General features: G+C 71.1%; 20 protein-coding genes. 12 read left to right on the top strand and 8 right to left on the bottom strand.

The features are described from left to right. Window positions 1-24: 24 nt before the first annotated feature. Both FHR38_RS25000 and FHR38_RS24995 read left to right on the top strand, forming a co-directional pair. Window positions 25-654 carry a TIGR03085 family metal-binding protein gene (locus tag FHR38_RS25000; RefSeq protein ID WP_184536949.1) on the top strand — a complete coding sequence of 210 codons (630 nt, stop codon included), beginning with the start codon at window positions 25-27 and terminating at the stop codon, window positions 652-654. A 162-nt stretch (window positions 655-816) separates the two neighbouring features. Next, window positions 817-1,770, top strand: coding sequence for a terpene synthase family protein (locus tag FHR38_RS24995; protein ID WP_184536948.1), 954 nt, complete (start codon window positions 817-819; stop codon window positions 1,768-1,770). An 87-nt stretch (window positions 1,771-1,857) separates the two neighbouring features. Here the strand turns inward: FHR38_RS24995 and FHR38_RS24990 are convergent, their stop codons facing one another. Beyond that, window positions 1,858-2,319, bottom strand: a complete 462-nt coding sequence (locus tag FHR38_RS24990; protein WP_184536947.1) for a septum formation initiator — start codon at window positions 2,317-2,319, stop codon at window positions 1,858-1,860. A gap of 116 nt (window positions 2,320-2,435) precedes the next feature. Here FHR38_RS24990 and FHR38_RS24985 point away from each other — a divergent pair, with 116 nt between their 5' ends. The 4 genes from FHR38_RS24985 (at window position 2,436) to FHR38_RS24970 (ending at window position 7,017) form a co-directional block, all read left to right on the top strand. Then, a complete protein-coding gene (locus FHR38_RS24985) occupies window positions 2,436-3,128 on the top strand; it encodes a response regulator transcription factor (RefSeq protein ID WP_184536946.1) in 693 nt (230 codons plus the stop codon). Then, window positions 3,125-4,486 (top strand): HAMP domain-containing sensor histidine kinase, encoded by a 1,362-nt coding sequence (locus FHR38_RS24980; RefSeq protein WP_184536945.1) that lies wholly within the window; start codon window positions 3,125-3,127, stop codon window positions 4,484-4,486. The genes FHR38_RS24985 and FHR38_RS24980 overlap by 4 nt, the downstream gene beginning before the upstream one ends. A 76-nt stretch (window positions 4,487-4,562) precedes the next feature. Continuing rightward, on the top strand, window positions 4,563-4,904 hold the full coding sequence (locus FHR38_RS24975) for a PepSY domain-containing protein (protein WP_184536944.1): 342 nt from the start codon (window positions 4,563-4,565) through the stop codon (window positions 4,902-4,904). Window positions 4,905-5,190: 286 nt separating this feature from the next. Beyond that, a complete protein-coding gene (locus FHR38_RS24970) occupies window positions 5,191-7,017 on the top strand; it encodes an AMP-dependent synthetase/ligase (RefSeq protein WP_184536943.1) in 1,827 nt (608 codons plus the stop codon). A 133-nt stretch (window positions 7,018-7,150) separates the two neighbouring features. Here FHR38_RS24970 and FHR38_RS24965 read toward each other — a convergent pair whose 3' ends face one another. Continuing rightward, the gene (locus FHR38_RS24965; RefSeq protein ID WP_312882396.1) at window positions 7,151-8,464 is read right to left on the bottom strand and encodes a low temperature requirement protein A; all 1,314 of its coding nucleotides are present in this window, start codon (window positions 8,462-8,464) and stop codon (window positions 7,151-7,153) included. 97 nt (window positions 8,465-8,561) lie between these two features. Then, complete coding sequence (gene yczR / locus FHR38_RS24960; protein WP_184536942.1) at window positions 8,562-10,019, bottom strand: MocR-like transcription factor YczR; 1,458 nt, start codon at window positions 10,017-10,019, stop codon at window positions 8,562-8,564. A gap of 57 nt (window positions 10,020-10,076) precedes the next feature. On the opposite strand from yczR, the gene yczE reads away from it, so the two are divergent. Beyond that, window positions 10,077-10,745: a membrane protein YczE gene (yczE, locus tag FHR38_RS24955; protein WP_312882395.1), complete on the top strand. Its 669-nt coding sequence runs from the start codon at window positions 10,077-10,079 to the stop codon at window positions 10,743-10,745. Between the two features lie 98 nt (window positions 10,746-10,843). Further along, entirely contained in the window at window positions 10,844-11,095 is a 252-nt protein-coding gene (locus FHR38_RS24950; RefSeq protein ID WP_184536941.1) for a hypothetical protein, read from the top strand. Between the two features lie 47 nt (window positions 11,096-11,142). Here FHR38_RS24950 and FHR38_RS24945 read toward each other — a convergent pair whose 3' ends face one another. Next, window positions 11,143-12,213, bottom strand: coding sequence for an aspartyl/asparaginyl beta-hydroxylase domain-containing protein (locus FHR38_RS24945; RefSeq protein WP_184536940.1), 1,071 nt, complete (start codon window positions 12,211-12,213; stop codon window positions 11,143-11,145). A gap of 578 nt (window positions 12,214-12,791) precedes the next feature. On the opposite strand from FHR38_RS24945, the gene FHR38_RS24940 reads away from it, so the two are divergent. Further along, entirely contained in the window at window positions 12,792-13,994 is a 1,203-nt protein-coding gene (locus FHR38_RS24940) for a cytochrome P450 (protein WP_184536939.1), read from the top strand. Between the two features lie 111 nt (window positions 13,995-14,105). Here the strand turns inward: FHR38_RS24940 and FHR38_RS24935 are convergent, their stop codons facing one another. Next, entirely contained in the window at window positions 14,106-15,296 is a 1,191-nt protein-coding gene (locus FHR38_RS24935; RefSeq protein WP_184536938.1) for a MalY/PatB family protein, read from the bottom strand. Between the two features lie 116 nt (window positions 15,297-15,412). Here FHR38_RS24935 and FHR38_RS24930 point away from each other — a divergent pair, with 116 nt between their 5' ends. The 3 genes from FHR38_RS24930 to FHR38_RS24920 are packed head-to-tail and all read left to right on the top strand — an operon-like array spanning window position 15,413 to window position 18,624. Continuing rightward, complete coding sequence (locus FHR38_RS24930) at window positions 15,413-16,393, top strand: class I SAM-dependent methyltransferase (RefSeq protein ID WP_184536937.1); 981 nt, start codon at window positions 15,413-15,415, stop codon at window positions 16,391-16,393. A 54-nt stretch (window positions 16,394-16,447) separates the two neighbouring features. Then, the gene (locus FHR38_RS24925) at window positions 16,448-17,140 is read left to right on the top strand and encodes a TIGR03086 family metal-binding protein (protein WP_184536936.1); all 693 of its coding nucleotides are present in this window, start codon (window positions 16,448-16,450) and stop codon (window positions 17,138-17,140) included. Continuing rightward, window positions 17,137-18,624: a M28 family peptidase gene (locus FHR38_RS24920; RefSeq protein ID WP_184536935.1), complete on the top strand. Its 1,488-nt coding sequence runs from the start codon at window positions 17,137-17,139 to the stop codon at window positions 18,622-18,624. The genes FHR38_RS24925 and FHR38_RS24920 overlap by 4 nt, the downstream gene beginning before the upstream one ends. Before the next feature lie 104 nt (window positions 18,625-18,728). Here FHR38_RS24920 and FHR38_RS24915 read toward each other — a convergent pair whose 3' ends face one another. The 3 genes from FHR38_RS24915 to FHR38_RS24905 are packed head-to-tail and all read right to left on the bottom strand — an operon-like array spanning window position 18,729 to window position 22,789. Then, entirely contained in the window at window positions 18,729-20,084 is a 1,356-nt protein-coding gene (locus FHR38_RS24915) for a TldD/PmbA family protein (RefSeq protein ID WP_184536934.1), read from the bottom strand. Beyond that, window positions 20,081-21,535 carry a TldD/PmbA family protein gene (locus tag FHR38_RS24910; RefSeq protein WP_184536933.1) on the bottom strand — a complete coding sequence of 485 codons (1,455 nt, stop codon included), beginning with the start codon at window positions 21,533-21,535 and terminating at the stop codon, window positions 20,081-20,083. Before FHR38_RS24910 ends, FHR38_RS24915 begins: the two co-directional genes overlap by 4 nt. Window positions 21,536-21,544: 9 nt before the next feature. Next, window positions 21,545-22,789, bottom strand: a complete 1,245-nt coding sequence (locus FHR38_RS24905; protein ID WP_184536932.1) for an MFS transporter — start codon at window positions 22,787-22,789, stop codon at window positions 21,545-21,547. Between the last annotated feature and the right edge of the window lie 83 nt (window positions 22,790-22,872).

Here is a 22,872-nt window from a genome sequence, read left to right as displayed (position 1 = left end):
GACGGTCGGCCTACGATCGGAGTCATGCCGAGGTACGCGCAATCGGAACGCCAGTCACTCGCCGCTCTCCTGCTCACCCTCGGCCCGGACGCCCCGACCATCAACGAGGGCTGGCTGGCGCGAGACCTCGCCGCGCATCTCGTGGTCCGGGAACGCCGGCCGGACGCCGCCGGCGGCATCCTGCTCAAACCGCTGCGGAGGCGCACCGAACGCGTCCAACAGGCGGTGGCCAGGCGACCCTTCGCACAACTCGTCGACGAGATCCGCCGCCCACCGTGGTGGAGTCCGGTGAGCAATCCGCTTCTCGACGAGCTCACCAACCTCATGGAGTTCTTCATCCACCATGAGGACCTCCGGCGGGCCCAGCCGCAGTGGCATCCCCGCGACCTGACCCCCGGCCTGACGGCCGCACTGTGGAAGCGGACATCGCCACTGGCCCGGCTCACTCTGCGCCGGTTCCCGGCCAGCGTGCTCGTCCAGGCACCGGGTCGGGGTGAGTTGTCGACCGGCGCGGGTGGCGAGCCGGTACGGCTGGTCGGCCCACCCGGCGAACTGGCCCTCTTCCTGTTCGGACGACAGCGGGTGGCTCGGGTACAGCTGGTCGGACCGGCCGCGCTGGCCGACCGGCTGCGTACCGCGCGGTTCGGAGTCTGAGGACCCGCACCGGTCCGATGCCGCTCGACCTCGCCTCCCGTTGGTCGTGAGCCGGCCATCGGGCGGGACGACCATGCCGATTTCTCGTTGTACGGGCTAGGGTTCACCAAAGTTCAAAGTGGACGTTGGCGGGCGCGGACGTCCCCGGGCGAGAGGAGGCACATGCGCACGCTCGTCGCCACGACACTCATCGGGCCACCGTTCGTGCCGCAGGTGAACCCGTACGCCGGCGAGGTCGGCGCACGGTCCGCTCGGTGGGCAGCCGAGTTCGGCCTGGTGACCGGTCCGGACGCGGCGACCCGACTCGGCCGGGCGAACGCCGCCGACCTGGCCGGACGGGCCTGCCCCGACGCCGAGCCGGAGCAGCTCGCGTTGCTCACCGATCTCGTCACCTGGCTCTTCGCCTTCGACGACAACTGTGACGATGACGGGCTGGGCGCGGACCCTACCCGACTGTCGCCGGCCGTTGCCCGACTGCTCGACGTGCTCGATCGGCTCGGTGGCGATGCCCCGGCCCGGGCGGTGACGACCGCCGAGCCGGCCGCGACGGCGCTTCACGACCTCTGCCGGCGGGTACGGCGGCTCGGCCACCCGAGGTTGCTGCTGCGCTTCACCCGGCAACTGCGGGACTATCTGCTGGCCCTGCTCTGGGAGGCGGCCAACCGGCAACATCAGCGGGTGCCGGCCGTCGCCGAATACGTCCAGATGCGTCGGCACACCGGAGCCGTATACCCCAGCTTCACCCTCACCGACATCGCCCACGGGGCGCTGCCCACCGCCGAGCGGCTCGCCGACCCGGTGCTCTCCGCTCTGGACGCGCTGGCTGCGGACCTCGTCTGTTGGTGCAACGACGCGTTCTCCTACGACAAGGAGCGGCGGCTCGAATCCACCGGCCACAACCTGACCAACGCGATCGCGAGGGAAACCGGTAAGGACGAACGGTCCGCGCTGGCCGAGACGGTCGACCGGTTCAACAGTGGCCTCGCGACGTACCTCCGACTGGAGGCGGAGGTGCTGGCCGGCGACGACCCCGAGGTGGTCCGGTTCGCCACCGCCCGCCGCTGTTGGATCCGGGGCACCTACGACTGGTCGATGGGTGCCAGCCGCTACCACTGAGCGGTCGCGCCGTTCCGGCGAGACAGTACGCGCGAGGTCACGCCTTCGGCTGGACGGGGACGCGCGAGATCGCTGCCGGGTGGCGGGTCAGTCCCAGGAGGCCGCCGGCCTACCGGCCACGCAGCTCAGGTCCACCTCGACCTGGCCCGCCACGCCCTCGAACGTCACCTGGACGTGGGCGTCCGGTTCCCGGTCGACCTCCTTGATGCCGTAGCCCTGCGCCGGTGCCCAGGACACCAGCAGCACCTCGCCCTCCAGGCACCGGGCCACCACCGTCCCGCCAGGGGTCGACATCACCCGGTCCGAGTTCGGATCATCGGTCGGTCCGGCCCCGGGCCGCGTCGGCGGCCCGGGTACGCCGGTCGGCACGGCCGTCGCGGGCGGCGGGGCGGCGGCCAGGGATCGGGCCACCGCCGCCTCGCTGACCACCTCACCCACCGGGCCGGTGATGCCAGGTCCGATGACGTGTACGGCCGCCAGGCCAGTGGCCGTGGCCGCCCCCGCGGCGACCAGCCACCCCGCCACCGCGAGCAGGAATCGGCGGTTCATACCCTCGAACTATGCCCGGTGCCCGGTCGACGGGGGCGCCGGGGAGGCGGCGACATCGACCTGCTTCGACGGCCGGGTTACCGTACGCCGGTGACCCGTCGGGCTACCGTGATTCGGTGGCCCGGCTGCTACTGATCGAAGACGACCCGGCGATCCGGACGCCGCTGATCCGCGCCCTGAAGGACCGGGGGCACGCCGTGGCCACCGCCTACACCGCGATGAGTGGCTTGCAGACCATCCTCGACGAGCGCCCCGAACTGGTGATCCTCGATCTCGGGCTGCCCGATCTGGATGGTCTGGAACTGCTGCGGATGCTGCGGGCGGTCAACCGGACGCCAGTGATCATCGTGACCGCCCGGGACGACGACGCGGAGATCGTCCGAGGGCTGGATGCGGGCGCGGACGACTATGTGGTCAAGCCGTTCACCGCCACCCAGCTCGATGCGCGGATTCGCGCGGTGCTGCGCCGGGGTCCCGGCCGGCCGGACCGAGCCGAGGTGATCGTGGTCGATGGGTTGCGGATCGACCCGGCGGCCCGTACGGCCAGCCTGGGTGAGGTGCCGCTCGACCTCACGCCCCGCGAGTTCGACCTGTTGCACCACCTCGCCAGCCGGGCCGGACAGGTGGTCACCAAACGGGAACTGCTGACCGAGGTGTGGCGAGTGCCGTACGGCGGTGCCGACAAGACGGTGGACGTGCACCTGTCCTGGCTGCGCCGCAAGCTGGGCGAGACCGCGCAGGAACCCCGCTATCTGCATACCGTGCGCGGCGTCGGGGTCCGGTTCGGGACGCTCCCGGACCCGCGGTGAGAGCCCGACTGTCCCTGCTCGTCGCGGCCACCATGTGCCTGGTGCTGCTCGCCTTCCTGGTGCCGCTGGCGGTGCTGCTGCGCACCGTGGCCCGCGATCGGGCGGTCGTCGCCGCCAGCGCCGACGTGCAGAGCCTCGTCTCGCTGGTCGGCACCGCCGAGCCGGCCGCCCTGCGACTCAGCGCCGAGCAGCTGGCGGCCACCTCGCACCGGCCGGTCACCGTCTTCCTGCCGGACGGCTCGGTGCTCGGTTCGCCGGCACCACGTACCGACGCCGTCGAGCTGGCCGTCAGGGGACACAGTCTCACGGTGGACCGGCCGGACGGCTACGAGGTCGTGGTGGCCGTGCAGGGCCGACCGGACGGAACGGTGGTCATCCGCACCTTCGTCTCCCGGGCCGAGCTGACCCAGGGCGTCAATCGATCCTGGCTGGTGCTCGCCGCCCTGGGTGTCACCCTTCTGTTACTCGGCCTCTTCGTCGCCGACCGGCTGGCCCGTAACCTGGTCGCGCCGATCGCCGAGCTGTCGTCGGTCTCCCACCGGTTGGCCCGGGCGGAGTTGACCGCGCGGGCCCGGCCGGCCGGGCCACCGGAGTTGCGCCGGGTGGCGGGGGCGCTCAACCACCTCGCCAGCCGAATCCAGGAACTGCTCCGGGACGAACGTGAGCAGGTCGCCGACCTGTCCCACCGGTTGCGTACCCCGTTGACCTCGTTGCGGCTGGAGGCCGAGTCGCTGGCCGATCCGGCCGACGCCGCGCGGATCACCGCGCGGGTGGACGATCTGGAGCGGGCGGTGACCAGCCTGATCCAGCAGGGCCGCCGCCGCAGTACCGGCGACGCTGCCCGGGTCTGCGACGCGACACTCGTGGTCCGGGACCGGGTGGCGTTCTGGTCGGTGCTGTCCGAGGACACCGGCCGCACGGTCACCCTCGACCTCGTGACGGAGCCGCTGCCGGTACGGGTACCCGCCGACGATCTCGGCGCGGCGGTGGACGCGCTGCTGGGCAACGTGTTCGCCCACACGCCGGAGGGCACCGCATTCGCCGTCACCCTACGGCCAAGGCCCGGTGGTGGTGCCCAGCTCACCGTGGCCGACGCGGGTCCGGGTCTACCGGGGGTACCGGAGGTCCCGCGACAGTCCGGTGGGGTCCCCGCTTCGATGACCCCGGTCATCCGTGGGATCAGCTCCGCCGGTTCCACCGGTCTGGGCCTGGACATCGCCCATCGGGCCGCACAGGCCAGCGGTGGTCGGCTCTGTCTGTCGACCGGGCCGCTCGGTGGGGCGCGGGTGTCCCTGGAACTGGGACCGCCGGCGGATCGGGCGACACCGGGGAGCCCGGCCGCCTTTACCTCCGCTTAGCACTCGCACAGCACGGCACTATCTCCGATCGGGCGAACCTCCTATCAGTAGTCGGAACAACCCATGGAGGTTCATCATGGCTCGCAGAAGTCTGCTGCTGCTCGTCGGCGGCACACTCACCGCCGTGGTGGTCGGTACGCCGGTCGGGGCCGCCCTTGCGACACCCGGTGCGTCGTCGTCGGCCACCGTCACCACGGCGAGCGGCGTCACCGCTCGGCAGGCCGTCGAGATCGCGCGCGGGTACGTCGGCGGCGGCCGGCTCGTCGAGGTGGAGCTGGACCACGAGCACGGCCGTGCCGTGTGGGATGTGGAGATCGCCAAGAGCGGGGTCTGCCATGAGGTGGACGTCGACCGTGTCACGGGTGCGGTCGTCGGGGCGGACCAGGACTCCCCGGACGACGACGGATCATGTGACTGAGCCGGACCGATCCGGACCCCGGGCCGGTCGCCGAGGCGGTGTCCCCGCTCCCGGCGGCCGGCCCGGTGTTCCGTATCCCACGTCCGGTCCCGTGTTCCGTATCCCACGTCCGGTCGGTGAGGTTTGCTCCACCACGCTGGTCGAGCCACCTCGTTCGATTGTCGACAACGGTGGGCATCGCCGCCGAATCGAGGACTAGCCGAGGTCACACCGCAGGCAATACTCTTCGGTAACCGCAAGTTCACGTGACGCCGGTCACGCGCACCCCCTGAAGGCGGACTAAGCGATGGCTCTCGAAGTTCCTTACCGTTCCATCCCCGACATGTTCCTGAAACGGGTCGCGGCCTCCCCCGATGGCGACGCCTTTGGCCATCCCGCGCCCGACGACTCCGGTCCGGTCTGGTTGACCTGGCGGCAGGTCGGCGAGCGGGCCAAGGCGATCGCCGCCGGCCTACACGGCCTGGGTGTCGGCACGGAGGACCGGGTGGCGATCCTGGCCAACACCCGGCTCGAATGGGTCATCGCCGACCTCGGCATCATGTGCGCGGGCGGGGCGACCACCACGGTCTACCCGACGACCGAACCGGAGGGCACGACCTACATCATCGCCGACTCCGGCTCCCGGGTCCTGATCGCGGAGAACGCCGCCCAGGCCAGCAAGGTCACCGGCACCGACCTGCCCGCGCTGACCCACGTCGTCGTGATCGACGGTACGGCGGACCCGGCGGCCAGCCCGCCCCAGCTCACCCTCGCCGAACTGGAGCAGCGCGGCACCGAGGCCCTGGCCGGCGACCCCGACCTGGTCGAACGGATCGTGGCGGAGATCAAACCGGACCACATCGCCACCCTGATCTACACCTCCGGCACGACCGGCCGCCCCAAGGGCGTCGAACTGCTGCACGCCGGCTGGTGCTGGGAGGGGGTCGCCCAGGCCGAGCTCGGTCTCCTCCTGCCGGAGGACCTGCAGTACCTGTGGCTGCCGCTGTCGCACTCCTTCGGTAAGACGCTGCTCTGCGGCGTGATCCACGTCGGCCTGCCCACCTACGTCGACGGTCGCATCGACAAGCTGGTCGACATGCTCGGGGTGGTCAAGCCGACGTTGATGTGCGGCGCTCCCCGGATCTTCGAGAAGGTCTACAACAAGTCCGTCACCACGGCGCTGGTCGGCGGTGGCCTGAAGGCCAAGATCTTCAACTGGGCGGTGCGGACCGGCAAGGAGAAGGTGGCCCTGGAGCAGACGGGCAAGCCGGTCCCGGGCGGACTGCGGTTGCGCTACGGCCTGGCCGAGAAGCTGGTCTTCAGCAAGATCCAAACGAAGCTCGGGGGACGTATCCGGGTGCTGGTCTCCGGCTCCGCCCCGCTGAGCAAGGACATCGCCACCTTCTTCGCCGCAGCCAACCTGCCGATCTCCGAGGGCTACGGCCTGACCGAGAGCAGCGCCGGCAACTTCGTCAACCGCCCGGGCGCGCTCCGCATCGGCACCGTGGGTCAGGCACTGGGCGACCTGGAGTGCCGGATCGACACCGACGGCGAGGTGCTGCTGCGGGGCGCTCCGGTGATGCGGGGCTACCACAACCTGCCGGAGGACACCGCCGCAGCGTTCACCGAGGACGGGTTCTTCCGCACCGGCGACATCGGCGAACTCGACACCGACGGCTATCTGAAGATCACCGACCGGAAGAAGGACCTGGTCAAGACCTCGGGTGGCAAGTACATCGCCCCCTCGCACATCGAGGGCATGTTCAAGGCGCTGTGCCCGTACGTCTCCCAGGCGGTGGTGATCGGCCAGGCCCGCAACTACTGCACCATGCTGGTCACCCTCGACCCCGAGGCGATCACCGCGTGGGCCGCCGAGGGCCCGCTGGCCGACAAGGGGTACGCCGAGATCGTCGCCTCGGCCGAGGCACGGGCGATGGTGGAGGGTTCCGTCGAGGAACTCAACGCCAGGCTCAACCGCTGGGAGACCATCAAGAAGGTGACCATCCTGCCCCGCGACCTGACCATCGAGGATGGCGAGATGACCCCCTCGTTGAAGATCAAGCGCCGGGTGGTGGAGACCAACTTCGCCAGCGAGATCGACGGAATGTACGACGGTACGGTCGCCAAGATCTGACGTCGGGGTCCACGGCGGTCGTGGCCCAGAGCCCCCGGGCGACGGCCGCCGGACCTGACGACCCGGTGGGGCCCGACGATCACCCGGGCCACCCGCCGCGGGACGACGCGTACGGCCCAACACCCGACCCCCGTCACTCACGTCGATGCCGGGCTCGCCACCGCGTCTCCTCCGCCTCCAGTGCGATCTGCTCACTCAGTGCCGCCTCCCGTACCTCGCGGCGGGACTGGGCGGGCCGGAGCACCTTCAACGTCACCAGGCTGACCGAGACGATCACCAACAGCCCCAACGCGATGAGCGCGGGCATCTGGACGGCCAGCGGGGTCAACAGCAGCAGCATGGTGGCCGCCCCCGCCGGGGAGAGTCGAATGGTACGGAACGCCCGCAGCGAGATCGCGTTCAACGCGAGTTCGTAGAGGACCACCCCGCCGTAGAGGACGTAGAGGTCGGCCTGGTCGACCGTGTCCGCCCAGTCCGACAGGGCGGGATCGGCTATCTCGGCGAGGATCCGCTTGAGCCCGAGGGCGAACATGATGATCCCGGCGATAAGCGGAAGGTGCAGGTAGGTGTACGCGTCCCGGGCCAGTGACACCCGCTTCGGCCCCTGCGTCTGGTGCAGGCACTGCTCGACCGCGAGCGCGAGGGTGTCGAAGTACGCCCACCACAGCGCCGCGATCACCGCCACCCCGAGCATCGTCGCCACCAGGATCTCCCAGGTCAGCGGCAGTCCCGGACGCAGGTTCGGCCCGGTGCCGAGCGAGATGACCGACTCGCCCAACGCGACCAGCACGATCAACGCGTGCCGCTCCGACCAGTGTCCCGCCGACCTCAGGGTCCAGCCGGAGCGCCACACCGCCGCACCCACGCCGTACTCGACGAGGAGCGCCACCACCCACAGGCCGAACCGCACCCCGGACACGGCGGCACCCTCGAAGATTCGCGGTGGTAGCAGCGCGGCGACCAGGATCAGGATGGTGCTGATCCACACCGGGAGGGCGAGCAGCAGCCAGCGCCGACGCAGCTCCGACGAACCGCGCACGACCGACCAGAAGACCAGCACCTGCAAGACTCGAACCAGGAAGTAGCAGGATGCGAAGACCAGCGGGCCGGGTAGCCCGCCCGGCTCGTCGATGAACGCCTCCGGGATGCTCAGCCCCAGCACCAGGATGGCGGCCGTACTGGCCAGCCCCGCCAACGGGACCAGCCCCTGGTCGGCCCGAACCGCGTTGCCGACGGTGGCGAACCCGGTCCAGCACCACCAGAGCAGGGCCAGCACCACCAACCCGCTCAGCAACGCGCCCGAGGTCATCTCCTCGGAGGTCAGCGCGGTGACGTTGAGGAACGCGAAGACGAAGACCAGGTCGTAGAAGAGTTCCAACCGGGTCACCCGTAACCCGGGCGCCCCCGGCTGGATTCGGTGTGACCAGCGCGGTCCCTGATCCCCCACTCGGGGATTGTGTCAACCGACGTGACGGCGGCGGTGAGCTTCTGGCATATAGTCCGAGAATGGCATGAATAGCCGTCGGCGTAGGGGCCGCCCCCCATCATGCGATCACGGCTGAGTCCATCCACTGTGGACGCGGGGCGTGGTCGAGGCCGTAGCGGACCGCCGCGATGCGTCGTACCGCGTCGACCAGGTCGTCGGGGGCCAAGGTGAACGGCAACCGGAGGAACCGTTCGAGCGTCCCGTCCAGGCCGAACCGGGGGCCGGGGGCGAGGCGTACACCCACCTCCTCGGCGGCCCGCGCCAGCGCGCTGGAAATCGGTCCGTCCAGCTCCACCCAGAGGATCACGCCGCCGCTGGGCACCCGAACCCGCCATTCCGGCAGCAGCTCGGCCAGCGCCGCCAGCAGCGCGTCCCGCTGGATGGTCAGTTGCGCCCGGCGGGCCGCCACGATCGTGTCGGCGTCGGCGAGCAGATGTACGGCGAGCAGTTGGTCGAGCACCGGGCTGGCCATGTCGACCCCGACCCGAGCGGCGGCCAGCCGCTGCACCTGGGGCGCGGAGGCGCGGATCCACCCGATCCGCAGGCCACCCCAGTAGGGCTTGCTCATCCCGCCGATGGAGATGACCCGGGAGTGCCGGTCGAAGGCGGCCACCGGCGGCGGTACGACGGTGCCGTCCAGGGCGAGTTCGACGAAGGACTCGTCGATGACGAGGTCGGTGCCGGTGGCGTGGGCGGTGGCGACCAGCTGCTCTCGTAGTGGGGCCGACATCAGGTGTCCGCTGGGGTTCTGGAACTCCGGAATCAGGTAGGCCAGTCGGGGGCGAATCTGCCGGAGGCTGCCGAGTAGCAGCTCGGCGTCCCAGCCCGGCCCCTCGATGAGCAGCCCGTGCGTGGCGATGCGGGCCCGACGGGCGGCGAGCGCGGCCAACGCGTTGTGATAGGTCGGCGATTCGACCAGGACGCTGCCGCCAGGCGGCAGAAGCAGCCGCACCACCAGGTCGAAGGCGTGCTGGGTGCCGTTGGTGACCATGATCTGCTCGGGACTGGTGGCCACCCCCCGAGCGGTGTACCACTGGGCGACCGCCTCGCGCAGTTCCACGATCCCGATGGGGTGGTAGCCGGCCCCGCCGAGGTAACGCGGCAGGTCTTCGGCGGCGGCGTGGGCGGCCGGTAGGAGTTCGGCCGGGGCGGCCATCGACGCGTAACCGAGATCGATCATGTCGAGTTGGTCCTGCGGGGTCCACAGGCCGGAACTGGCGACCCGGTGCCCCCCGGGCAGCCTGGTCCAGCTGCCCGCGCCCCGCCGGCTGTGCAGGTGGCCGCTGTCCCGAAGCTCCCGGTAGGCGGCGCTGACGGTGGTACGACTGATGCCCAGCGCCTCGGCGAGCTCCCGCTCGGCGGGCAGTCGTACGCCCAGCGGCAGCCGCCCGTCGGCGAGCAGACCGCGTACCGCGTCGGCGAGCGCACGGTAGTCGGGGTTCCGGCGCCGCCCCGGCAGGGCATGCCACTGCCCGAGAAGCCGAGCCAATTGTGGCCCACGGACCAGCGATGTCATGCCACGCTCCGAATATTGGCTCTTTCCCCACGACAATTGGCTTTTAGGGTGGCACGTGTGACCACGATTGGCAATCAACGCCTGATACGCCGCCTCGCTCAGCTCTACCTCGGGCTGCTGCTCTACGGGACCAGCATGGCGCTGACGATCGAATCGACCCTCGGCCTCAACCCCTGGGACGTGTTCCACCAGGGACTGGCCCACCGGACCGGACTGTCCATGGGCGTGACCACCATCGTCGTGGGGGCGCTCGTACTGCTGTTGTGGATCCCGCTGCGGCAACGCCCCGGAGTCGGCACGGTCAGCAACGTGGTGGTCATCGGCCTGGTCGTCGACGGAGCCCTGGCCCTGCTGCCCACCGTGACACCGGTGGCGGCCCGGATCGGCTTCCTGGCCGCCGGCATCGTGCTCAACGGGATGGCTACCGGCCTCTACCTCGGTGCCCGCCTCGGCCCCGGCCCCCGGGACGGGCTGATGACTGGCTACGTGGCCCGGCGGCCGGGGCGCTCCATCCGGCTGGTGCGGACCGTCATCGAGGTGACCGTACTGGCGGTGGGCTGGCTGCTCGGTGGCACCTTCGGCATCGGCACGGTGGCGTACGCGCTCGCCATCGGCCCGCTCGCCCACGTCTTCATCCCGTTGTTCACCGTTGCGCCCCGCACCGTCCCCGCAAACCGCTCCGGCAAGCCGGGGACCGGCCCCACCGCCGTCGCCGAACCAGTGTGAAACGTCGGCTGTGTACGGTCGTGGCCGAGCCGGACCATCCGGTCTACGAAAGCAAGCGTCTGTTTCGGTAACCAGCCGGCTACCGCCATAATGGACCGATGGTTAAGTGGGAGTACGCATTGCTGGTCCGGCGTCGGCACGCTCAGGGGCAGGGGTGGGGGCTGTCCTACTACTGGTACGGCCCGGACGGGCACCGGCGGGACGTCTCCGACTACGGCGACACCGCGATCGCCCACCTCAACCGGGTCGGCGCCGAGGGCTGGGAGCTGGTGTCGGCACAGGAGGACGTCAACAACCTCCAGGGCACCACCGAGGTGCACCGCTACCACCTGAAGCGCCCGATCGGCTGACCCGATCAGCGGCCGGTCAGGCGGTGGCCAACCCGATCAGCAGCCGGTCAGGCGGTGGAGCGCACCGGGCAACTCCAGGTCCGGTGCCACCAGTTCCGCCGGTCGTGCAACACCACCCGGTCGGGTAGCTGCCCGAGGTCGATGGTCCGTTCGTCGGTCCAGCCTTCGAAGCGATACTCGTAGGCTCCGATCGGCACCAGCGCGGTCTGCGCGCCACCAGCGGTCCGTAGGACAAGCCCCTCTGGCTTCCGCTCCAACCACGCCTGCGCCCGGTCGATCGGCTCCCCGGTCGAGTCCGCCACCCCGGCCGCCGGTCGGGGTACGCCGTCGTGGCACGTGGCGCTGCTTCGACCCGGTCCGTCGTCGTGCCCCGTCTCGGGTAGATGGGCGAGCAGGTCGGTGTCCAACGGTGCCGGCAGCAGGAACTCCGACAGCGCCGGCAGCGGGGCGGGCGTCGTTCTCGGCCGGTTGCTGACATAGGCCAGGGCACCCACCCGATCCCGGAACCAACCGGGGAAGAGGGCGAGCAGTGCGTCGTTCAGCATGCAGTCGACCACCAGGTGCACCCGTCGCTGGGCACCGTCGTTGCGCAGGAAGTGCGGCAGGGCGAAGTTGGCGTACCACAGCTCACCCGGCTTCCAATTGTGCTCATAGCCTTCGATGAACAGCCGCGCGCCCGGGTTGGTGACGATGGGGATGTGCAGCCGCAGCTGGCCGTAGCCGAACCCGATGAACTCGTCGCGGTGCTCGGCCAGCTCCGCTCCCGCGTCGAGCGCGAGCAGGCGGGCGCTCCGCAGTTCACAGGGCAGTTCCCGGAGCACCTTCGCCATCGCCGGCAACGCCGACAACGCCGGGGTGTCGGCGAACGGCACCAGCGCCGGGCCGCCCGGGTCGGTGCGTTCCAGTAGACCACCGGGACTGTGTAGCGGAAAGCAGGTCCAGCCCTGGGCGATCGGCTTTCCCACCTGCCCCGCGGAGTACGGCCGCTGGTGTCGCCAGGGTTGCTGCTCCAGGGACCGTAGCTCTGCCGCCAGTGGCTCGGCATCGAACTCCATCGCGAGTCGTACGGCGGACGCCTCGCCGGCGAGGGTCTCGGGAAACAAGGGGGGCCGGGACATCTGGACCGCTCCTTCCTGTCTGGGCTGGCATTGGCGAGGGGGCGCCGCCGCCGCCGGCATCACCGGCGGCGGCGGCGCGACTGGTCAGATCAGTAGTAGTGGCGCATGAGAAACGCCCCCTTCCCGTTTCAGGACGCTGGCAAATCATCGCCTGAGTCGCCACTGTCAGCGCACCGACAAATTCGCCAACGACGATAGCGTGACCCAACTAATCAGTAGTAGTGACGCACGATAATCCCCCCTTCATCCAGCACCACACGAGGCGAACCGGGCCGATCCCGTTTCGCCTCTTTGTCGAGACAGTGCCACAGGGAGACGAGAGACGCGACCCTAACGCCCGTATTTTTGCCCCCGTTCATACCAGTTAACGAACTATTTACTTTCTCGCAAACCTTGAAGATCTTCGATGGATCCCATCCCTCTCAAGCTCGCCAAACCGGGGAGCACCGCCTAGGGTTGAAACACGTCACCAACACGGTCGACAATCCGTCAGCAATTAACGAGACAATCACTGGGTGCCGCCGAATAACTTCGAAGAACCATTTCGGAATATGCTCGACAATTGCAGGGAGTCCCCGATGGTCACGAACGGTCGCGACAGCAGCCCGGCCGCCACGCCCGAAGAACTCTTCGACCCACTTTCGCCACAGTTCATCGAGGACCCCTATCCGACATACCACCGGCTGCGGACCGACGATCCGGTGCACTGGCACGAGCAACTGGCGTCCTGGGTCCTCAGCCGGTACGACGACTGCCTGCGGGTCATCGAGGACAGCGCCGGGTTCGCGGCCGACTACCGACGGGCGGGCATCCCGGCGGAACCACAGACGATCACCGTGCAGACCCTCGACCCACCGGACCAGCTACCGGTACGCCAACTGCTGACCGAAGCCTTCCGCGCCCAGGGAATCCCGGCCCTTCGCGAGGACCTGCGCCAGTTCGCCGACCGGGCAATCAAGGACCTGCTGCACCACGGTGCCGGAGACCTGGTCACCGACCTGACGGTCCCCGTCACCTCGTACGGGATCGCGCGGATCCTCGGTGGCGACCTGTCACAACAGGAGGACTTCCAGGACGCGTCGCGGGCGGTCGTGCGGAGCATGATGGCGGGCGTCGCACCAGAGACGGAGCAACCCGGCCTGGCGGCGCGGGCCCGATTGAGCGAGCTGATCCGGCAGGCGTACGAGCACCAGCCCGACAGCGGCATCCTCGGCTACCTCCGGTCCCGGGACGCAGCGGCGACAGTCGGCACCGACCTGCTGATGAACTCGTTGCGGGCCGTGCTGCTCGCCGGCCTCAACACCGGCCAACGGTTCCTCGGCAACGCCGCCTACGCCCTGCTCCGTACGCCGGGGGCGATGGCAGGCTTCGGCCGGCTCGCCGAGCGTGGCCAGGCCACCGCCCTGCACGAACTGCTCCGCTTCGACACCCCGTTCCAGGCGCAGGAACGGGTGGCCACCATCGACACCCGACTGGGCACCCGCCGGATCCCACGCGGGGCCCGGGTGGTGGTGCTCTTCGGCGCGGCCCACCGGGATCCGGCGATCTTCCCCAACCCCGACGAACTCGTGCTGACCCGGCACCCGAATCCCCACTTCGGATTCGGCCGGGGCACCCACGCCTGCCTCGGTGCCGCGCTCGCCTTCGCCGAGGCCCGCGCGGTGTTCACCGCCCTGGCCGCTGCCGCCCCGGCGATCCGGATCGCCGGGCACGTCGTACGCGAGCCGAACCCCACCCTCCGCGGGCTGTCCAGCCTGCCGGTCGAGGTCGCCGTCGGCTGAGCCAGGCCGGCTGGGGCCGACCATCGGCTGAACCGGCCGGGTCCCCGCGGAGCGGCCAACCGGCAACCGGCAGCATCGCGGTCACCGAGGACCGGCCGGGTCTGCTCCCGGTCACCGGAACGCGGCCGCCAGTCGGTCCAGGGCCTCGGCCAGCACCGGTCCGGGCAGGGCGAGGTTCATCCGGGTGAAGCCGGCGGTGCCGAACGGTGTCCCCTCGGAGAGGTGCACTCGGGCAGCGGCCAGCAGCTTCGCCGCCGGATCGATGGCGAACGGCGTCACGCGCAGGTCCAGCCAGGCCAGATAGGTCGCCTCCGGCAGATGACAGCGCACCCCGGTCAGGCTGGGCAACGCCGCCGCCAGGTCGGCCCGACGGGCATCGAGGTACGCCAGGGCCGCGTCCAGCCAACCGTCCCCGCCCCGCCAGGCCGCCTCGGTCGCGACGGCACCGAGTGCGCTGGGGGTCGCGCCACGCACGTGTCGGCGGTGCCGAATCGCCATGTGCAGCTCCGGGTCGGGCGCTGCGGCCAACGCGTACCGCAACCCGGCGATGCCGAACGCCTTGCTCGCCGCGGCGAGCGTGACGGTCCGGGCGGCCACCTCGTGCGCCAGGGACGCCGTGGGGACGTGTCGCGCACCGGGCAGCGTCACATCGGCGAATATCTCGTCACTGACCAGCCAGCCATCGTGACGCAACACCACCTCGGCCAACTGTTCCAGCTCCGGCACCGACCAGGACCGCCCGGTCGGGTTGTGCGGCGAGCAGAGCAGCACGAGTCGCGCCCCGGCCCGCAGCGCGGCAGCGATGGCGTCGAGGTCGAAGGTGGGCCGCCCCGAACCGTCGGTCACCAGTGGGACGGGGACCGCGGTCCGCCCCAGGTCCCCCGGTGCCAGCAGGAACGGCGGGTACGCCGGGACCGGCACCACCACCGGCTCGCCCGGCTCGGTGAGCAGATCGATGCAGGCCGCCAGGGCCGCGACGACGTTTCCGTGCTGGCTGACGTGCCGTACGTCCGGAGTCCAGCCGTACCGGCGCTCGCACCAACCCGCCCAGGCCCGTACCGGCGCGCCGTCCTCGTGGGGATAGCCAAGGTCACCCCGCTCCACGGCCGCGCGGATGGCCGTGGTCACCACCGGGGCGAGCGGCAAATCCGAGTCGGCCACCCAGGCGGCTATCGCGTCCGGCGGCGACTCCGTCCACTTCGCACCCCGCTTGCGGCGCAGCGCTTCGAGGGTGATCCCATCCGCCGTCGCCGCGAACGACGCTGGATCCTCCGGCCTGGCCATCGGTTCGGACATCGACATCAGACACGGCCCTCCGGGTGGGTGGTTGAGCCGACACGTCGGCATCCGACCCTGTACGTTCTATCCGAACGAATATCGATGCCGCTAGTTCTATCAATCGATTGGGAGGACACCGAGTGGGCGCGTACCAGGAGAAGCACCAGGTCGACTGGTCCGCACTGGCCACGGAACTCGAACAGCTCGCCCAGATCCGCAGCCCGTGGCAGCGGCAGGCGACAGCCTGGCTACGCGAACTCGTGGTGGCCCGATCACCCGAGCTGGTGACGGACACCGGCCCATCCGCCGTACCGACCGGGTCGATCCTGGATGTCGGCAGCGGCCCCGGCGTGACCGCCTGCCTGCTGGCCCAGGCGTTTCCCGCGGCCCGCGTCCTCGCCGTCGACATCCAGCCCGAACTGCTGGACCGGGCCGCCAACCGGGCTCGTGGCCTCGGGCTCGCCGACCGGATCGGCACCCTCCGCGCCGACCTGGGCGACTCCGGCGATCAACTACCGGCAGCCGACCTCATCTGGGCGAGCAGTGTGGTGCACCACTTCGGCGATCAGCGGGCCGCCCTCGGCCGGCTCGCCGCCGTCCTACGGCCGGGCGGTCTGCTGGCGGTGGCCGAGGGGGGTCTGCCCACCCGGTTCCTACCCCGCGACACCGGCACGGGACGACCCGGTCTCCAGGCCCGGCTCGACGCGTTGATGGAGGACTGGTTCGCCGCCCGACGAGACGCCCTCGCCGGCAGCGTCGCGGTCGCCGAGGACTGGCCGGGTCTACTCTCGGTCGCCGGGCTCACCCCGGTCGGCAGCCGGACGTTCCTCGTGGACCTGCCGGCCCCGCTGGACCCGGCGACCCGGGAACACGTACACGACATGCTCACCCGCCAACGAGACCTACTCGACGACCGGCTCGATTCCGACGACCGCCGGCAGCTCGACCGGCTACTCGACCCGGACAGCGCGCACGGGGTGCTACGCCGTCCGGACACGTTCCTGCTCGCCGCGTCGACCGTGCACGTCGCCGCCCGGACCACCGCCGACGGGGCCACCGACGAAACGCCGGTCACCGGGACGTCGGTCCCCGGCACATCGGTCACCCGGGCGACGGGCTGACACCACCGACGCGTCACCGGAGAACGCCGTACGTCATCCGAAGGGAGCAGACCCATGTCCCACGCCTCCGTGCAGCCGGACGCCGACCCGGAGCAGGCCCCTCGACGGCTGCACCGCCGGGCCGGTGCCCTGGCCGACCGGCTCATAGCCACCGTCGACCCCGACCAGTTCACCCACCCCACGCCATGCCCGGACTGGGACGTCGGCGGGCTGCTCAACCACATCGTCAACGGCAACCACCGGTTCATCGCGATCATGACCGGTCAGCCGGTCCCCGACCGGGAGACGGTGCTGCTCGGTGCCGACCACGTGGCCGCCTTTCGCTCCTCGCTGGCCCGGCTGACCGAGATCTGCGCCGACGACGACGTCCTGGCCGCGGAGCACGCCACCCCGATCGGCACCGAACCCGGCACTCACCTGCTCCAGACCCGGGTGATCGAACTCCTGGTACACGGCTGGGATCTGGCCCGAGCGACCGGACAGCCCACCGACTTCGATCCCGACCTGTGCCGCTCCTGCCTGGACATCCTGCGCGGGCGGTCGCTCCCCCGGGGCACCGATGCCCCGTTCGCGCCGGTCTGTCCCGTCCCGACCAACGCCAGCGTCGCCGACCAGCTCGCCGCATACGCCGGCCGGGACCTCGGCTGGGCTCCTGTCCCGGCGACCGGCGACGCCACAGCGACGCAGGACACCACAGTGGCGCAGGACACCCGGACCGCGATCCGGCAGGAGGAGGATGCCCGATGAAGCTGACCGTCCTGACCGCCGCCACGCTCACCCTCACCCTGGCGCTTCCGGCCGGCACCGGGTCGAACCCGCCAGCGAACCCGTACCGGTTGGCCGACCGGCTCGAACAGGCGGTGACCGGGGAGCAGGCGTTGCGCCACCTGACCGCCTGGCAACGGGCCGCCGACACGCACGGCGGCAACCGTGCCTCGGGGACACCCGGCTTCGCCCAGTCCGCCGACTACCTGGTGCGTACCCTGCGACAGGCCGGCTACCGGGTGACCCGACAAGCAGTGCCCTACCAGGAGCACCAGGTGGACATCGAGCGGGCGGTACGCCTCGACCGCGATGTCCCCGGTCCCCGGGTGCTGCTGATGCGCTGGTCGCCCACCACCCCAGCGGCGGGCATCGAGGCCCCGGTCGTGCTGACCCCGACCATCCAGGACGGCCTGCCGGACCCGACCCCGGGATGCGAGGCCGCCGACTACGCCGGCCTGCCGGTGCACGGCGCGATCGTCGTCGCGCCGCAGACCTCCTGCGGGTTCGTCGCCCAGCAGCGGGTGGCGGTGGCCCTCGGGGCACGGGCGATGCTCTTCTATGTCCGAACCGTACGGCCCGACAACATCTACCGGGCGTACCTGTTCGACCCGGCCGCGATCAGCATCCCGTTGGCCAACGTCTCCCAGCGGGACGCCGAGCGGCTGGCGGCCGACAGTGCCGCGCGGACCGTACGGCTGCGGTTAGAGCTTCGCGCCCACACGGCCGAGGTGGTGACCGAGAACATCCTGGCCGAAACCGAGGGAGGCCGCCCCGACCGGGTGGTGATGGCGGGTGCGCACCTGGACAGCACCACCGAGACGCCGGGCATCAACGACAACGCCGCAGCCGCCGGGGCCCTGCTGGAGACCGCCCTCCAGCTCGCACCCCGGCAACGGCAGATCCGCAACAAGGTCCGGTTCGCCTGGTGGGGTGCGGAGGAACTGATCGAGGTCGGTTCGATCCACTACCTCCGGCAACTCACCCCCGAACAGCGGGCGAACATCACCCTCTACCTGAACTACGAGCTGATCGCCTCGCCGAACTTCGGCCGGTTCATCGTCGACGGGGACGACAGCGACCATCCCGGCACCGGCAGCGGGCCCGGACCACTCGGCTCCGGGGCGGTGGAGGCGGTGCTCACCGGCTACTACGCCAGCCGAGGGCTGGGCTACGAGACGGCCGACATCAACAGCATCGGTTCGGACCACTGGCCGTTCCGCGACGCCGGCATCCCGATCGGTGGCCTGGACGGCGGCACCTACCAGGCCAAGTCCCCGGAGCAGGCGGCCCGGTACGGCGGGCTGGCCGGCGAGATGTTCGACCCCTGCTACCACCAGCCCTGCGACACGGTGGCCAGCATCAACCGGGCCGAGTTCGACCGGAACTGCCGGGCGGTGGCCTGGGTGGTCGGCCGGTTCGCCGTGGCTGTCGGCGACGTGGTCGCTCAACGGAACCGGATCGGTTGACCAGATCGGTGCCGGATCGCCGGGCGGGCCGGTCGATGGCTCGCCCGGCGACACCCCGTCCGGGTCAGCCCGGCGACACCCCATCCGGGTGCACCCCGTCCGGGTCAGTGGGTCGAGGTCGAGGTGAACTGGAACGACGAGAGCCGCAACGGCGGAGCGTACGCGTCTCCGAAGAAGCGCTCGTAGACCACTTCGCCGTCCCGGCCGACCGCCTCGACGGCGGTCAACGCCGCCAGCACCGACTCGGTGAACCGCAGGTTCCGGACCCCACCGACGATCCGACCATCCTCGATCAGGAACGTGCCGTCCCGGGTGGTACCGGTCACCGTCGAACGCACCGGGTGCACGAGGTTCGTGTAGTGGAACCGGGTGACGTAGAGGCCCCGATCCACGCCGCCGACCAGCTCCGCCAAGTCGGCGTCGCCACCGTCCATCAGCAGGTGAGTGGGCTGGCCGGAGAGCGGGTTCGGCGGCAGTAGGGCGTGTCCGGTGGGCTTCGCACCCACGGCTCGGGCGGTCGCCGCGTCGTAGGTCAGCTCCCCGGCCACCCCGCGCTCGATCAACGTGGTCCGCCGCCTCGGCACCCCCTCGGCATCGAACGGTGACCCGGGCAACAGCGGGGAGAGCGGATCGTCCACCAGGGTCACCGACGGTGCGCAGACCTGTTGGCCCGCCCGCCCGGCCAACGGTGAACTGCCGTCGCGTACGGCCCGCCCGGCGAACGCCTGCGCCAGCCGGTGCAGCAGCACCACCGTGGCCCCCGATTCGAGCACCACCGGATAGTCTCCCGGCGGCACCTCGCGGGGCCGGGCACCGAGTCGTACCTTGTCATCCGCCCGGCGGGCCAGCACGACCGGGTTCAGGTCGTCCAGCGCGCTGGCGACCCCCTCGGCGTAGCCGGCCGAGTCCGCCCCGGTGGCCAAGATGTTGATCATCGCCCGGGTGCCGACGTGGTACGCCCGTACGCCGTGGCTGTTCATCACGGCCATCTCGCTACCGGTGGTCTCCACCACGCCCGCCCCGGCGACGCCGACGGAAAGTCCCCTGAGGAGGTCGCCGACGATGTCCGCCCGGCGCTGCGGCGGGCAGTCGGCCGTCCCGTGGTCGTCCCGGCCCGCCTTCGGGTACGCCAGGCCACCCGCTGCCAGCCCGCCGAAGTGCGGGGCGGGGCGGGTGGCGGCGGCTATCGCCGTCGCCTGGCGAGCCGCCTCGCGCAGCCCGTCCGGGGTCAGCCGGTTGGTCGACGCGACCCCCACCCGGACCCCACCCGGCGCGTCCCGCACCACCCGTACCCGGGCCTGGCCGTCCGACCGGTCGGTGTTCTGGTGGATCCGACTGTCCGCGAACCGGGTCAACGCCGTGCGGTCCCGGGTGAGGACCACCTCGACCCCGTCCGCTTCATCGGTCCCCAAAACGGGTACGGCCAGGTCGAAGAGGCGCTCGGCGCCGTAGCGGCTCATCGCACCCCCACCGTGGCCCGGAACCGCCCGGTCGATGCCCCGTGGGCCACCCGGGCAACCTGGGACGGCTGACCCTTGCCACAGATCGGCACACTCCAGATCCGCCAGTCCCGCGCCCCACCGAGGGCGTCACAGGACCGCCAAAAGTCGATGGTCCGGCCGGCGTAGGTGGGGTTGCGATACAGCCGGCCCAGTTGGCCGTGGGAGATCTCGTACGCCGCCTCGCAACCGAACTGGAAGTTGGTCCGCTGGTCGTCTATGGACCATGAGCGGTTCGTACTCAACAGGAAACCCGCCCGGGTGTCCGCCACGATGTCGGCCCGATCCACGTCCTCGTCCGGCCCGGGATGCAGGGAGACGTTGTTCATCCGGATGAGCGGGATGCTGCCCCACGAGTCCGCCCGGGCCGTGCCGTTCGAGATCCCACCCAGCAACGCGGCGGTCTCCCGGTTGGTGAGGAAGCCGACAAGCAAACCGTCGGCGATGATCGGGGCGGAACCGGCCGGCACCCCCTCGTCGTCGTACCCGAAGGTGCCCAGCCCGTTCCGAGTGGTGGCGTCCGCGGTGACCGAGACCAGCGGTGCGGCGTACCGAAGTCGACCACGGTCGTCAGGGCGGACGAACGACCCGCCCGCGTACGCCCGCTCCATGCCGAGGATCCGGTCGAGTTCGAGCGGATGCCCGATCGACTCGTGGATCTGCATCGCGAGCTGCGACGAGTCGAGCACGACGGTCGTGGCCGCACCGACCGGCAGGTCGGGGGCTGCCAGCAGGGCGACCGCCTCCCGGGCGGTCGACGCGGCGTGGCCGGGCAGGTCGAGCGCCAGTATCTCCTCCCAGCCGCCGGTGACGAACTGCCCCCGGAACGACGTCGGGTACGACCGGCGCTGGACCTCGCCACCACCGACGGCGAACGCCGCCAGGCCGCCCCCGACCTGCAGCACGGTCTGCGCCACGGCGGCACCCTCGGTCGAGCGGTAGACGGTGTGCCGCCGCCAGGCATCGGTGGTGCCCTCCACGAAGGACACTCCGGCCACCGTGCGCGCCGCCTCCGTGGCCCGTAGGAGGTATTCCGCCTTCTCCGCGACCGGCACCGTCAGCGGGTCCACGACGTGCGGCGTGGTGTACGTCCCGCAGGCCGGCGGGGTGTCGTCCAACCGGACCGGTGCGCCCGACACCCGGCCACTCGCCCGGGCGATCTCCACGGCGAGCCGGGCGGTGCGCCGTACCGCCGCGCCGTCCTCGTCGGCCGTGGCCGCGAACCCCCAGGCGCCGTCGACGAGCACCCGTACGCCGACTCCCCGGCTCGCGGTCCGGGTGGCCCGTTCGACGCGGTCGTCGCGTACGTCGATCGACTCCGAATCCTCGGCGACGGCCCGGACGTCGGCGAACGCCGGGCCGAGTGCGGTGACCTCGGTGAGGGCCAACTCCGCCAGTTCAGTGCGGTCCATCGACGCACTCTATCTACAACGATCACTATTTGTCGCACCCGTGGCAAGCGCCACCAGCGCCGCCACGAGGGCGAGCCCGGCCGGCGCGACCAGGGTCGCGGTGAGGTGCCCCCGACCGAGCAGGCCGGTGGTGAGCAGCGCGGCGGTGGCCGACCCGAGGGTGTTGGCCGACACCAGCCAGGACTGTGCCTCGATCGCGGTGCCGGCGGGCGCACGCTGCCCGGCGGCCATCGCCAGCGTCGCCAGCACGACCGCGACCGGAAGGCCGGCCAGTGGCGCGAGCCCCAGCAGCACCAGCGGTCGGGCCCCGGCCAGCGGAAGGACGGCCAGGGCGAGGACCAGCGCGCCGAGCACCACCGGCAGCCTGGTCAGTCCGGGCCGGGCCGCAGCCGGCTCCCCGGACCGCCGACCCCAGCGTCCCCAGAGCAGGCCGCCGACGATGCTGCCGACGGAGAAGGCCGCCACCAGCGGGCCGCTGGCCCACCGGGCACCGGCGACCCCGGCCAGGGCGGGCAGCCCCACCGCCACGGCGGCGATCGCGCAACTCGCGAAGAGCATCACCACCAGCAGCCGCCGGTAGGCCGCCGAGCGAAGCGGTCCCCACCAGCCCGGGCGCGGCTGGTCGCCCGGGCCGTCGGCCGGCGCGGGGAGGACGCGAAGGACCGAGAGCAGCAGGTACGCGCCGATCCCGGTGATCACCACGATGGCCAGCACCCCGAGGTACGGCCGGACGGCAACCAGTGCCGACGCGACGACCGGCCCCACGATGAGGCAGACGTCGAGCAGTACGGCGTCCAGGGCGACCCCTACGCGCCGGTACGTCTCCGGCAGGCCGAGCCAGCGGGCCCGTACGGCGGGGCCGAGGGGCGGCATGCTGGCCCCGGCGAGCACGGCGCACGCCACGGTGAGGGGCACCGGCGCGTCCCGGACCGCCGCCAGCACCAACAGTCCGGCGGTGACCAGGAACACGGCCATGCCCACCCGGATCACCCGGTGCGCTCCCAACCGGTCGACCAGTCGGCCGCTCACGGGCGCGACCAGGCCGAAACCGAGGGTGTACGCCGCCACCAGTGCGCCCGCGACACGGACATCCGCCCGATCGGCCAGCAGGAAGAGAATCGAGATACCGATCATGCCCTGGGGCAGCCGGGCCCCCAGCGCGGCCAGGGCGAGACGACGCCCCTCCGGTCGGCCGAGCAGTGCGGCGTATCCACCGACAGCGACGGTGGCTGGCCCGTCCGGCTTCCCGGTCACGGTCGAGAGTGGTGGCGCACAGGACCCGTCACGACCATCTGTCCACCGTGTACCGACAGACCCGGGTTGTCAATGTCGGTACG

This window comes from Micromonospora polyrhachis (assembly GCF_014203835.1).
Taxonomy (GTDB): Bacteria; Actinomycetota; Actinomycetes; order Mycobacteriales; family Micromonosporaceae; genus Micromonospora_H; species Micromonospora_H polyrhachis.
The sequence above is the reverse complement of the archived record's forward strand: the minus strand, read 5'-3'. Positions and strand labels throughout refer to the sequence as shown.